At 52.8% G+C, this 13291-nt stretch carries 9 protein-coding genes; 5 read left to right on the plus strand and 4 right to left on the minus strand.

Translation table 11 applies throughout. The features are described from left to right. Positions 1–26: 26 nt before the first annotated feature. From CO251_RS16010 to CO251_RS16030, 5 genes are all read left to right on the plus strand, one after another. Positions 27–1232 (plus strand): argininosuccinate synthase domain-containing protein, encoded by a 1206-nt coding sequence (locus CO251_RS16010; RefSeq protein WP_103376817.1) that lies wholly within the window; start codon positions 27–29, stop codon positions 1230–1232. 14 nt (positions 1233–1246) lie between these two features. Then, complete coding sequence (locus CO251_RS16015; protein ID WP_103376818.1) at positions 1247–2278, plus strand: TauD/TfdA family dioxygenase; 1032 nt, start codon at positions 1247–1249, stop codon at positions 2276–2278. Further along, a complete protein-coding gene (locus CO251_RS16020) occupies positions 2275–3222 on the plus strand; it encodes a DMT family transporter (RefSeq protein WP_103376819.1) in 948 nt (315 codons plus the stop codon). The genes CO251_RS16015 and CO251_RS16020 overlap by 4 nt, the downstream gene beginning before the upstream one ends. A 374-nt stretch (positions 3223–3596) precedes the next feature. After that, on the plus strand, positions 3597–6641 hold the full coding sequence (locus CO251_RS16025; RefSeq protein ID WP_103376820.1) for a Tn3 family transposase: 3045 nt from the start codon (positions 3597–3599) through the stop codon (positions 6639–6641). Between the two features lie 94 nt (positions 6642–6735). Beyond that, positions 6736–7629 carry a tyrosine-type recombinase/integrase gene (locus CO251_RS16030; RefSeq protein WP_103376821.1) on the plus strand — a complete coding sequence of 298 codons (894 nt, stop codon included), beginning with the start codon at positions 6736–6738 and terminating at the stop codon, positions 7627–7629. Positions 7630–8155: 526 nt separating this feature from the next. Here the strand turns inward: CO251_RS16030 and CO251_RS16035 are convergent. The 4 genes from CO251_RS16035 to kdpB all read right to left on the minus strand — a co-directional run bounded on the left by CO251_RS16035 (position 8156) and on the right by kdpB (position 13270). Next, positions 8156–8851: a response regulator gene (locus CO251_RS16035; RefSeq protein ID WP_103376822.1), complete on the minus strand. Its 696-nt coding sequence runs from the start codon at positions 8849–8851 to the stop codon at positions 8156–8158. Further along, a complete protein-coding gene (locus CO251_RS16040; RefSeq protein ID WP_103376823.1) occupies positions 8826–10451 on the minus strand; it encodes a DUF4118 domain-containing protein in 1626 nt (541 codons plus the stop codon). The genes CO251_RS16035 and CO251_RS16040 overlap by 26 nt, the downstream gene beginning before the upstream one ends. Before the next feature lie 159 nt (positions 10452–10610). Then, positions 10611–11222 (minus strand): K(+)-transporting ATPase subunit C, encoded by a 612-nt coding sequence (kdpC, locus tag CO251_RS16045; RefSeq protein WP_242968655.1) that lies wholly within the window; start codon positions 11220–11222, stop codon positions 10611–10613. Positions 11223–11245: 23 nt separating this feature from the next. Further along, on the minus strand, positions 11246–13270 hold the full coding sequence (gene kdpB, locus CO251_RS16050; RefSeq protein WP_103376824.1) for a potassium-transporting ATPase subunit KdpB: 2025 nt from the start codon (positions 13268–13270) through the stop codon (positions 11246–11248). Positions 13271–13291 lie beyond the last annotated feature (21 nt).

The raw sequence follows: 13291 nt of genomic DNA on the forward strand, positions 1-13291 counted from the left end.
ATATTACTCCGTAAAGGGGTGATAAAATGTCGCGTGTTTTCTCCACGTTTGCGGACGTCGACCGTTCCGTGACAGGCGCTGTCTTATTATACTCGGGCGGCCTCGACAGTCTCTATACTGCTCAGAGGCTACGGGATATGGACATTGCGGTGACCGCGCTCACGGTGAATGTGGGACAATCAGCCTTGCCGAGCCACGAAGAGGTCAAGTCGTACGGGCTTGACCTCATTGTGGTTGATGGGCGGGAGCGGCTGGCTGACGAGTTTTTGGCAGCGGGTATTCGAGCCAACGCTCGATACAATGGCAACTTTCCCCTGTCGTCGAGTTTTACCCGGCCGCTGATGGCCCAGGAGGCCGTACGGCTGGCTACGGAGCGTGGTCACACCTTGATCGTCCACAGTGCCACGCCCTATCAAAATACCGCAGCCCGAGTCAACTTATCCATATTTTCCTTGGCCCCTAGGTTGGATCTGCTGTGTCCCGGTTTTGGCGATTACATTTCACGGGAAGCCAAGACGCAATACCTCGCCGACCGCGGCATCGCGCCACCGCGGACCTTACATCAGACGTACTCCATTGATGAAAACCTCTGGGCCCGGGTGATCGAAAACGATTCGTTAGAGGACCCCGCGATCGACATTCCGGTGGAATCGGTGTTTGCGTGGACGCGCATGGAGGAGAAGCCACCGATCGTCGTTACGATCGCGTTCGAGCAAGGGCAGCCTGTCGCTGTCGATGGTGTCCCCTATCCTCTCTCGCAATTGATCGACCATTTGAATCAATTGCTTGGGCCCTATGGTATTGGGCGCTTTGTAGGATTAGAAGACGGTGTGTTTGGCGTCAAGAATCCCGAACTCCGAGAAGCGCCGGCAGCCCACCTGATTCTTGAAAGCCACGCGTTGCTCGAAGAGCAGATCCTAGCAAGGGAGGAACTTCGGATCAAACGCACGCTGGACGACGAATGGACCCGGCACGTCTGTCTCGGCGGTTGGTTTTCGCCGCTCAAACAGAGCCTGGATTTGGCCATTCAGAATCTAAACCGTCCGATTACTGGCGAGGTACGATGGTCCGTATCCCATCAAGGGGCGTTTTGCTTGGCGCGGCGTGCGCCGGATTCCTTACACGCCGGAGCCATCCCAACCTTTCCGGACGAATTCCAACCCTACACCCTTGAAAGTTTTTATCGCTCTCTGGCTCGTCAATACCGCATTGGAACGGTGGGCAACGAATAGGAGGAATGAATACCATGGCAATACAATTCGAACCGTGTGACATGATGACATCTACACACTCCGTAGGTCTTGTGCCGACGCTCGTTTTGTCGGCTGAAGAACGGGAGATTGTGGCTGGCGTAGTCGAGGAACTCCCCCTGTTTGATGTCTTTAATCCTACGCCAGAAATTTTAACATGGGCACAACAAGCCGCGTCCCGATTGCCGCCCCGGCTTGTCTCCATTCTCTTGGACTTCCGGGCCCGCTCCAATGAATTCGGCACACTGCTGTTTCGCGGCCTGCCAATAGACGCAGCCTTACCGCCGACCCCTCAAGATGGCCGTCCGTCGCCTGAGAAAGGCACCCGGGTCAGTGAAGGGGTCTTGCTCACGATCATGTCGGTGCTGGGAGAACTTTTATGTTATGCGGACGAAAAAGACGGGGCGCTCGTGCAGGATGTGATCCCCGTCCAGGGGAAGGAAGACACGCAAGAGAATACGGGATCGGCCTACCTCGAATTTCATACGGAAGACGGATTTCATCCCTATCGCCCCGACTACGTGGCGCTGTTGGGTTTACGGCCCGATCATGACCATCGAGCCGAGACCGCGACAGCTTGTATCCGCCGTGTCTTGCCCAAACTGCCGAATCATGCCATCGAAATCCTGCGACGGCCGCTCTTTAGGATCCGAGCGTCGTCGTCTTTCGGGGCCGCATGGAGTCGGACACTACCCATTTTAACGGGTCACGTGCTCGATCCGGATATGACGATCGACTTCTTCTTGATGGAACCTCTGAGTCCGGAAGCGGATTGGTCATTCCGCCTATTAAAGAGATACTTGTTACAGGAGACCGTCAGCGTGGTGTTGGATCCCGGCGACCTCATTCTTGTTGATAACGCGCTCGCGGCCCACGCGCGGACGGGGTTTGAGGCCCGATACGATGGGTATGACCGATGGCTTCAGCGAGCGTTCGCCGTGCGCGATAGTCGTCGACTCCAGGCGTTCCGCGGGTTAGGGTTGCCCACCTTTGAGCCGCTTCCCTTTGCGGTGGAGGCCGGTGAATGACATCAGATGCATCGCAAACCCGTAAACACCGGGCGGGTCTCATGGACCTACTCTTAGTGCTGGTGGCCATTGTGTGGGGGTCCAGCTACATTACGACGAAAACCGTGGTGACCGCCGCACCGGTTTTGTGGTTTCTCACGGCTCGATTCGGCATCGCCGCGATCGCTTTCAACGTGTATGGTTGGCGTCATGTACGCCGGACCACCCGACAGACGCTGATCACTGGTCTGGGCCTCGGCGCGTTTCTCGCGGGGATCTTTGTCACGGAAACGTTTGGCGTTAAGCATACCACGGCGATCGATGCGGGGTTTCTCATCAGCCTGAACGTAGTGATGGTTCCGTGGGTTGAGGCGCTTTTACTACGGTATCGCATCCGCTGGCCCTTGATAGGAGCCATGGCGCTGGCGGTCTTGGGCACCGTGCTCGTAACGTCCGTGCACGGAGGCCCGTTCACGTTGAATCTCGGCGACGGACTAATCTTGATTGCCGCTGCCCTGCGCGCGACCCAAATGACCGTGACGAAGCGGTGGGTCCCGGTCGACCGTATGGATATCATTGCATTGAACGGGATCCAGTTCACCACCGTGTTCCTGATCTGTGGCGTTGCGAGCGTGCTCACAACCTCATCTAGCCACAACATGACCGTTCTCCATGCTCCACTGTTCTGGGTGATCGCGGCCTACTTAGGCGTCTTTGGCACGGTTGTGGCATTTGTCGTCCAAATGGTCAGTATTCAACACACCTCCGCGGCGCGGGCCGCCTTGTTGCTTGGCCTGGAGCCAGCTTTTGCAGCGGTGTTCGCCGTCGTCGGGGGTGAAGCCTTGTCGGTAGTGGCGGGAATTGGAGGTGCGCTTATCGTGGCCGGAACCCTGTGGGGGCGGAGGGCCGAAGAAGTCCGTCGCGCTGCTATGGATGGAGACGTATTAGCGCCAACATCCTCTTAGAGCATATCACGTGCCGAACACTCATCGCGGCAGCGGACCTTCCGGGATTCACCGCCGCCAAGTGGTTAACCGTCGCACGGGGAAATAAGAGACTCCAACCGACTCGTATCAGCGCAGAACTCTGGAGACCAATGCATTCATAGGCTGACTTCGGACTTCCTGCGCCGTAAGTATAGACCGTCGTGTCAGCAACGTTAGTTCCGAACCGTGGAACTAACGTTGCTGACAGGGTGAGTGGGAACGGCGTCATATTGCGGTTTTGCGGGATTTAGAATGTCGACAAGTTTACTTCTCTGGACACGAGTCGACATAGAATCTCCCGGTTTAGTTGCGGCTTTGACTGGCGGGTTCGGTCGGCAAAGGGGGTGAAAGAGTTGCCCAGTGTTCGAGAAACGGCTTATCCGAGACTGAAAAGCAGCTACTCACAAAAAGAGTTAAACGAAATATATACTCCTACTCCCGAAGAACTGATATGGGCGGAACAGAACACTCGAGGCGATGTGGCCCACCTGGGTCTCTTAGTCCTGCTGAAAATATCCCAACGGCTTGGGTATTTCGTGCCCCTTACCGAGATTCCGGAGGTCATCATGGATCATATTGCCCAGTGTGCGGGAATTCCTTTACGGTCTTCGGACGGTTGGAACAAGTACCACGCATCCGGTACGCATAAGCGTCACCGGGCATTGATTCGAGATTACCTGGGTATACGATTTTTTGATCGGGAAGCCCGACAAATCATGGTCAATGCCATGGCTGAGGTGGCGTTAGTGAAAGATGAGCCGGCCGACTTGGTCAATGTCGCGATGGAAAAACTGATCCAACAAAATGTTGAGTTGCCCGCGTTCAATACATTGGCCGAGGCTGCCCGTCACATTTATGCCCAGTCATACCGAGAACTTTATCACAATATCTCTCAGTCACTGGATACGGACGCCATCAAAGCCGTGGATGATTTATTCCAGACCACTGCCCAATCCCCCTATACTCCGTGGCACCGAATCAAACAGGATGCGGGGAATCCCACCTTAACCCACTTGAAAGATCTGGTGTCCCATGATCGATGGCTCAGCACCAAGACGACCGGATTGCAAGCGCTCCAAGGGGTTCCCATGCGAAAGATCAAGCAAATGGCAGCGGAAGCGAAAACGTTAGATGCCGCACGGATGTTGGAGATGGAGCCGAACAAACGATATGCACTCGCGATCGCACTCCTTTTTGTCCAGTCCACCACAGTCAAGGACAATATCGGCGAAATGCTGATCAAGCGCATGATGCGTATTCACACCAAAGGCAAACAGTCCTTGGAACAGTATCGATCTCAGCAGCAAAAGCGTACCGATGAACTCGTGGCGACGCTCCGGGATTTTCTCACGGCTTATCAAACCGAAGGCAGTGCCGAAGAACGCGTAGAGGCATTGAAAAATGTCATTGGTGACCGAACAGCGACTCTTTTAGAAGGCTGTGAATCCCACCTGGGTTATGCGGGCAACAACTATTACCCATTTCTTTGGCGACACTACAAGAGTCATCGAGCCACCTTGTTTAAAATTCTCCACTCCATTCGACTGCGCTCCACGAGCCAGGATACCTTGATGGAGCAAGCCATTACCTTCTTACAATCCCATCAGCACTCACGAGCGGATTGGGTTCCGACCGTCCAAATGGTCAAGAAGGGATCGGGAAAAGATGAGTCAGAAAGAGTCCCCCTGGTCGATCTCTCGTGGGTACCGGATTCTTGGTGGCGGTGGATTAGCCCTCAACGTAAGAGAAAATCCATGCCGGAAGAAATCAACCGCCGACACTTTGAAGTGTGTGTGTTTACTCACGTCATGCGGGAGCTGAAATCCGGGGATCTGTGTATTGAAGGCAGCGAGAAATATGCGGATTATCGCGAACAATTGATCTCGTGGGAGGAGTACGAGCAAGGCGTTGAGGCATTTTGTGACCAGGCTGGTTTGCCTTCAAATAGATCGTCTTTTGGGGAATGCATTCGATCCGACCTAGCACGAGTAGCCAATGACACCGATTTATCGTTCCCACAAAACAAACAGGTACGCATCGAAAACGGCCAAGCGGTGGTCACGAAATTGAAAGCGAAGTCGGCTCCGGAAGGGCTAAAGGCCTTGGAACGATACATTGCCGACAATTTGGAACCGATCAACATCCTGGACATGCTGGCGGATACCGAATACTGGTTGAATTGGACACGGTTCTTCGGTCCCATCTCGGGCCATGACGCCAAGCTCGAAGACCCGGACCAGCGCTATCTCACCACGGTGTTCTGTTACGGATGCAACCTGGGACCGACCCAAACGGCGCGGTCTTTGGGAACCATGGATCGAAAACAAATCGCCTGGATCAATCAAAGGCACGTCACGGAAGAGAATTTGGAGGAGGCCATCCGCTATGTTCTCAACTCCTACAACAAATTTCTCCTTCCAAAATATTGGGGAACCGGCGAACGCGCCTCGGCCGACGGAACTAAGTGGGACCTCTATGAACAGAACTTACTCTCGGAATATCACATTCGGTACGGGGGATACGGGGGAATCGGTTATTACCACGTGTCGGACACCTACATTGCGTTATTCAGTCATTTTATTCCGTGTGGTGTCTGGGAAGGGGTCTACATCTTGGACATTCTCATCCACAACCAATCCGATATTCAGCCGGATATTTTACACGCGGACACCCAAGGCCAAAGTGCTCCAATTTTTGGCCTCGCTTATTTGCTGGGGATTGAATTGATGCCGCGGATCCGCAATTGGCACGATCTGGACTTTTATCGACCGAGTAAGGAATCACAGTATCAGCATATCGATGCACTGTTTTCTTCCTCTCCAATCGATTGGCAACTGATTGAAACACACCTTCCGGATATGCTGCGAGTGGCCATGTCGATCAAAGCCGGTCGCATTACGCCTTCAACCATCTTAAACAAACTGGGGACCTACAGCCGAAAAAACCGCTTGTACCAAGCATTCCAGGCGTTAGGGAATGTCATTCGTACGCGATTTTTACTAAAGTATCTGGCCGACGAAGCGTTGCGGCGGACGATTCAAGAAGCCACCAACAAAAGTGAGGCGTTCAACGGCTTTACCAAATGGGTGTTTTTCGGCGGGGACGGCATTATCGGAGAAAACGACCGGGAAAAACAGCGGAAAATCATCAAATACAACCACTTGGTTTCTAACTGCCTCATCTTTTATAACGTGTTTGCCTTAAGTCGCGTTCTTCATGACTACACGTTACAAGGCAATGCGTATGAGGAGGAGGTGATCTCCGATCTGAGTCCCTACCTGACGACCCACGTCAACCGATTTGGGAAATATCGGATTGACCCCACTCGCCGTCCACCAGAGCTTGCATTCGATGTGCCGATTGTTCAAGGGGGGGTACCGACGCCATCGTCGCAATGAAACATAATATCATTTATGTTTCATTGCAACAGTCCGCGAGCTATAATAGGACGATGTAAAGAAACATAATTGATATAAAGGCGGCGTTGTTCCCATGAAACATAATTTATTCGGCGATCCCGTGCTGCAGGAATTCCGCGAGCACCTGGTCGTCCAGGGAAAATCCCAGAACACGGTCACGTCTTACATCACATCCGTAACCAAGTACATGGTTTGGTTTTCCAGTCGATACGGTAAAGCCCCCTCCCAGTTGTTTGCCGAAAACGTGGCGGAATACAAAGAGGATTTGAATCGGCAAACCGTCAGTGCGGCGACCTTCAATGTCCGCATGGCGGGTCTTCATGCTTGGAATGAATATCTCGTGGCCAAAGGCATTCAATCAGACCAAGTCATTCACAAGAATGATAAGAAAAAGATCCAACAACAGTATGCGTCTCCTGCAATACATACGGAACAAGAAGTGCAGCGTTTTATTCAGTCCGTGTTGGAAAGCCAAAACCAGCGGGACTATACGCTCGTGAATTTACTGGCTTACACCGGATTGCGAATTAGTGAGGCGTTGCATCTCGAATTGCACGATGTCCATTTAGAATCGAGGGAATTGGTTGTTCGCAGCGGCAAAGGAAACAAAACCCGCACCGTTTTCTTGTCCGATAAAGTGGTTCGGTTAATCCGTGATTATATGAAGCAGGAGCGGGGCCAATACGGTTTGGCCCATGTCAGTCCCTACCTGTTTCTGAGCAACCGGAGTCCACAACTCTCACGGATCACGGCTTTTAAATTCTTCGTCAAGTACAGCGAAGGAACGGGTATTCACCCACCGATTTCTCCCCATGATTTACGACATTTCTTTTGCTCGAATGCACTGGAGAAAGGATTAAATGTCCATGAAGTCGCAGCAATTGCCGGACACAGTAACATTCATACCACACTGATGTACACGAATCCCAGCCGGAAAAAGATCCTGGAGAAAATCAATTCACTGTAGCCCCGTCTGGGAATTGCTTATGGCCCGAAATTCAAGGAATCGTTGCCGTACCCGCGGTACGGGTCACCATAGAACAAATAATCCAAAGCTGTCATTATGGCGCTTTAGGTCATTTGACGATATCAAAGGGTGCGGTAGATATCGTGGTTGCAAAACTGTAGCAACGGGCGCGACTTTGTGTGCCCGGGCCTATTTTTCATCCCGTTTATCGGGTAGCGTAATGGATGTACCGTTTATTAGATGTATCTGGCTCCTTCAAACACATCCTCTAGAACAGAAAGGTTGGGATGGTTAATGGTCGAACGCTCTGCTCCACGCCCGGTCGATCACGTGGTACGGCATAGCCACAATTTATTTTATAATGCCGTAGTGCTCGGCCTGTTTTTGGCATCCTTTCTGCACGTGCTCTGGGTCGACCTGCAACATCTCGCCATGCGTCTCCTTCGAAAGCGTCTGGTCTAAGACCTCGCATCCCGCCTTTACGGGCGGGATGCTTGCGCTATGCGCTCACTTAGCCCTCGTGCCCTTACCCCTCTGTATCAGGCTCCATGAGGCGATATCCAACACCGGGTTCCGTAATAATGTAATGAGGGCGTGTGGGATCTGCTTCAATTTTTTTGCGGAGATGACCAATATAAATGCGGAGATAGTGGCCATCATTTTGATAGGTCGCCTCATGCCATGCTTCTCGTAGCAATTGGGTGTGCGTCACCACCCGACCTGCGTTGATGGCTAACACGCGCAAAAGTTCATATTCAATCGGCGTTAAATGGATGACCGTACCGTTTCGTTCCACACGATGCTGAACAAGATCAAGAACCAGATCGCCGACGCGGACCACGGTCGGTGCGGACATGACCTGACGGTGACGCAATGCCACGCGTATTCTCGCCATTAATTCTTGTTCCCCAAAAGGTTTCGTGACATAGTCATCAGCTCCTTGATCTAATGCCAGAACTTTTTGGTGTTGATCATCGTGCACTGTCAACATAATGATCGGCACCGCGGATGTCTGACGAATTTGCTGAAGGACATCCGTGCCTTTCATATCGGGCAGTCCAATATCTAAAAGGATGACGTCAGGATGCAGCGCCGATGCCATGGTGATGCCCTCTTGACCCGTGCCCGCTTCGTAAATCATATAGCCGAAATCATGGAGCATAACGCGCAGTAGCTGGCGAATCGCCACTTCGTCATCAATGATCAAAGCGGCCACGCTCATGGTCTTGCCTCCCCCTTTCCTGTAATGGTTCCCCTTCCGAGACTCTTGGCAACTCTATGGTCATGATCGTTCCTGTTGGTTGATTACGGGTGGCCACAACTCGCCCCCCATGTGCTCGGACAATGCCGTCACAAATGGCAAGCCCAAGACCCGTTCCGGAAATGTGTTGCACCGAGGAGGAGCGGTAAAATTTTTGAAATAACTTTTCCTCTTCACCAGGCACTATCCCTATGCCCCAGTCCTTTACGGCTATGGTAATAGCGGAGTCGGTCGATTGGCATGCAATTTCAATAGGACTGCCGTCCGCCGAGTATTTGGCAGCATTACTCAGGACATTCACCAAGGCTTGTTCAATTAAAATCTCATCAACCCAAAGCGGACTCACATCATCAGGAATGGTGACGGATAAGGGATGCGTGATTAATACCTCCGATAATTGGCGCAATACGACTCCAATTAAATCCGATGCATCACAAGGCTGGCAGTTGAGTCGCAGCATCCCGCTCTCAATACGCACCATACCCAATAAATTTGTGATCACGCGGTTCATACGCCAGACTCCCGATCGGACATTCATAAGCAGTGTGCGTTGGTCATCTGGTAGCCCGCCACGTTCCTTGACCAAATGATCGACCGCCCCCATGATCATGGTCAAAGGCGTCTTGAGTTCATGGGAAATTGAGTCAAGAAGCGCTGCATGCAAGCGCTCGGACTCCGCCATGAGATCGGCTTTGCGAGCTGCTTCCTCATATTGAACGCGTGCCACGGACACCGCAGCCAATCCCGTAATCGCTTCTATGGTCTGACGTTCGTCATCTGTGAACTGGTGACCGTGCCCATATTCACCCAGGCACATCACCCCATGGATAGTGTCCTCAGTTTTCAAGGGAAGATAGAGGAGTTCCGGCTTGTGCCGTTGACCAAACCCAACAGGCTCACCGTGTTGGTAGACCCATTGCAAAACGCCCCGATTCAAGGACTCGCGCGGCGGTAAAAAGGCAGTAAGGGATCCGGGAAAACGGCCCGATCCATCGGGAAGAACGACCCACGCTGCGACCCCCAAAGTTTCTTGCACATGATGCGTGACGGCTGCCACCACTTCTTGGAGATTATTCCCGGCGGCAATCCGGCGACTCAGTTCATACAAAGAAGCGATGACCCGTGCACGCCTGCGGGCGTCCTCCGCCTGCTGTTGCAAAGACGTGGTCAGCGTGGCGGTCACAGCCCCCACGACAAAAAACACCGCGAATGCCCATATATAGCGAAGGTCGCTCACCGCATAACTGAAAATCGGAGGCACAAAGAAGAAATCGAACGCCATGACGCCGAGTAAAGCCGTATATAAGGCCGTCCACAACCCCCAGCGCAACGCGCTGAACACTACGGGCAGCAGATAAAGAAAGCCAATGTTGACCGGCTCTAACGCTTCCCTTCCCAACCAAAGGCCCATCGTCAGCATGGCAACAAGTCCCGTCGCAATGACATAGCCTCGCCATGACCCTGTGTGGTGAAACGTTCGTAAGTCTGCCCATTCCAACCAATGACGGGGAAGTACCCGCCACTTGGGCTTCATATTCGCTACCAGTCGCTGCTTACGCATACTTCGATTATAGCTCCCTCATAGGGCCTGTGATAAATGGCGTATCCAAGGCGATACCGTAACGAACACTGCATGCGTAGGGCTACATACGTACTTGGGGCCCTGGCGCATGGGCTCGTTCGTTCGTGTCCTCTGCAAACGTTGTGAAACCCGTTCGCATCATGACTCGTGTTTATGGATTAATGCCGTGAGGGCCACATTGAGTAATACGACATTAATGCGCCGGGGGCCGAATATCCCAAGCTCCGGAGGCAATATGTGAGACTCCACTAGCCGTGTCAGGGTCGTGACGCTAAGACCCGTATGCTTGGCGATGCGTGGAATTTGAATGAACGCACTTTGCACCGTGATATCCGGATCTAATCCTGAGCCTGAGCTCTCGACCAGGCTAAGCGGAATCTGCGACGCTTTGAGTCCTGGGGTGGTCTGCAAATATTCACGAACACGCACCTTCACATCGTGCAATAAGGCGGCATTCGTCGGTCCATAATTGCTTGGCCCCGAATTAAACGCATTATACGGCTGAAGTTTGCCTGTGGTAATTGACGTGGTGTCTGATGGCCGACCCCAAAAATATTGCAGCGTGTTCCCAAAATATTGGCCGACATGCCGTGCTGCCACCGGACGCCCTTGGACAGTAATTACGCTCCCATTGGCTTGCCAGGGAAAGAACAACTGGCCTATGCCGACCATCACCAAGGGAAATCCTAATCCTAATAGAACCCATAATATCACGGTCAATAAGGCTGCACGCTTCATGGTCTGACCCATAATATCCCTCCTCTTTCTGACCTTTAGGCCAACCCAAATAATCCCAAGACATGGTCGATGCCCCAAATCCCCACAAAGGGAATAATGACCCCGATGACGCCCCAGTTAAAGATGTTGCGTAAGAGCAGTCGGTCGGCGGATTGGGGACGATACTTCACGCCGCGCACGGCAAAGGGAATCAATGCGGGGATGATGAGCGCATTAAAAATTAATGCTGACAAAATAGCGCCTTGCGGCGTTTTAAGGTCCATAATATTCAAAGCCGACAAGCCATGTAACAGCGGCACCCCGGCAAACATCGCGGGGACAATCGCAAAATATTTGGCAACATCATTGGAAATCGAAAAGGTCGTCAGTGCTCCTCGGGTAATTAAGAGTTGCTTCCCGACTTCTACGACGTCCAACAGTTTCGTCGGATTGGAATCAAGGTCAACCATATTTCCAGCCTCTTTGGCGGCCATTGTTCCCACACCCATAGCTAATCCTACGTCGGCTTGGGCCAACGCCGGGGCATCATTCGTCCCGTCTCCGGTCATAGCCACCAACTTACCTTGGCTTTGCTCCTTTTGGATTAATGCCAGTTTCCCTTCGGGCGTCACCTCCGCTAAGACCTCATCAATGCCGGCTTCGTCTGCAATGACCCGTGCGGTAATGGGATTGTCGCCCGTTGCCATCACCGTGCGGATACCCATAGCCCGAAAATTAGCAAACCGCTCTTTTAGCCCCGGTTTGACCACGTCTTTAAGACGAATAATGCCTAACGCCCGATTATCGACGGCCACAGCAAGCGGCGTACCGCCAGCACGGGCCACGCGTTCTGCGGCCTCTTCCAAGGCCTTAGGTGCCTGCCCAACCATTTTAACGATGGCATCCACCGCGCCTTTGCGAACACGGCGTCCATCTGCTAAGTCGACGCCACTCATTCGGGTATTCGCCGAAAACGGCACCGACTCTCCTGAAAACGCCAAGGCCTGTGGACGCTGTAAAATATGCTGGGCAAGTTCAACAACCGAGCGCCCTTCTGGCGTCGTATCCGTATCCGAAGCCATCCAGGCTATCTCTGCTAGTTCTTCCAACGAGACACCCGGCACCGGCAAGAACTCGGTAGCCATGCGGTTTCCCATTGTGATCGTCCCTGTCTTATCCAAAATTAACGTATCTATATCGCCACAGACTTCAACAGCACGACCACTTTTGGCGACCACATGAATTTTGGCGACCCGGTTCATCCCCGCGATCCCGATAGCTGACAGTAGAGCGCCAATAGTCGTCGGAATGAGACACACCAATAACGCGACTAAGGTTGTGATATTGACCACATGTTTTCCGTAATATAACGTGATAGGGCCGAGCGTAACGACAACCAGCACAAATATTAACGTTAACACCCCTAATAGGGCAGACAACGCGATTTCATTGGGGGTTTTCTGACGCTCAGCCCCTTCTACCAATGCGATCATTCGGTCCAAAAACGTTTGCCCGGCTTCGGCGGTAATTTCCACCAATAACGTGTCGGATAACAATGCAGTGCCCGCCGTCACGCTGTCACCAGGCGATTTGATGACGGATGCCGATTCTCCGGTAATGGCTGATTCATCCATCGCGCCGACTCCTTCGAGTACGACGCCATCTCCTGGAACGACATCACCGGCTTCGATGCGAATGCGCATACCCCGTTGCAAGGCCGTGCCTTCGGTCCATTCCCAGGTTCCATCGCCCTGCACAACTCGTGCTTGAGCCGTCGCACGACTTTGCCGCAAAAAGTCCGCTTGCGCTCGCCCTCGTGATTCCGCATAAGCTTCCGCGAAGGTGGCAAACAAAAGCGTCATTACCAAGATGGCTGTGACTAATCCGTCATAGGCTCGCTGTGGTCCTGGGGAGGAAAACATGGTCAGCCATAGGGTCACTGCCGTCCCCACTTCCACGACAAACATCACGGGGTTATGCACCATGGCTCGGGGGTCTAACTTCACAAGGGTATCACGCACAAGCTCCCCAAAGCGTGATGGCCGAGATGCGGCGGGTTGCGTACGAATGGTATTGTCCATCAAAAACTCCTCCTCATTAGG

This window comes from Sulfobacillus sp. hq2, from assembly GCF_002903155.1.
Lineage (GTDB): Bacteria > Bacillota > Sulfobacillia > Sulfobacillales > Sulfobacillaceae > Sulfobacillus > Sulfobacillus thermotolerans.

Bases quoted from the DNA above. Each gene is read 5' to 3' on its own strand.
- CO251_RS16010 (WP_103376817.1), top strand. From the start codon at position 27: ATGTCGCGTGTTTTCTCCACGTTTGCGGACGTCGACCGTTCCGTGACA.
- CO251_RS16015 (WP_103376818.1), top strand. From the start codon at position 1,247: ATGGCAATACAATTCGAACCGTGTGACATGATGACATCTACACACTCC.
- CO251_RS16020 (WP_103376819.1), top strand. From the start codon at position 2,275: ATGACATCAGATGCATCGCAAACCCGTAAACACCGGGCGGGTCTCATG.
- CO251_RS16030 (WP_103376821.1), top strand. From the start codon at position 6,736: ATGAAACATAATTTATTCGGCGATCCCGTGCTGCAGGAATTCCGCGAG.
- CO251_RS16035 (WP_103376822.1), bottom strand. From the start codon at position 8,851: ATGAGCGTGGCCGCTTTGATCATTGATGACGAAGTGGCGATTCGCCAG.
- CO251_RS16040 (WP_103376823.1), bottom strand. From the start codon at position 10,451: ATGCGTAAGCAGCGACTGGTAGCGAATATGAAGCCCAAGTGGCGGGTA.
- kdpC (WP_242968655.1), bottom strand. From the start codon at position 11,222: ATGGGTCAGACCATGAAGCGTGCAGCCTTATTGACCGTGATATTATGG.
- kdpB (WP_103376824.1), bottom strand. From the start codon at position 13,270: ATGGACAATACCATTCGTACGCAACCCGCCGCATCTCGGCCATCACGC.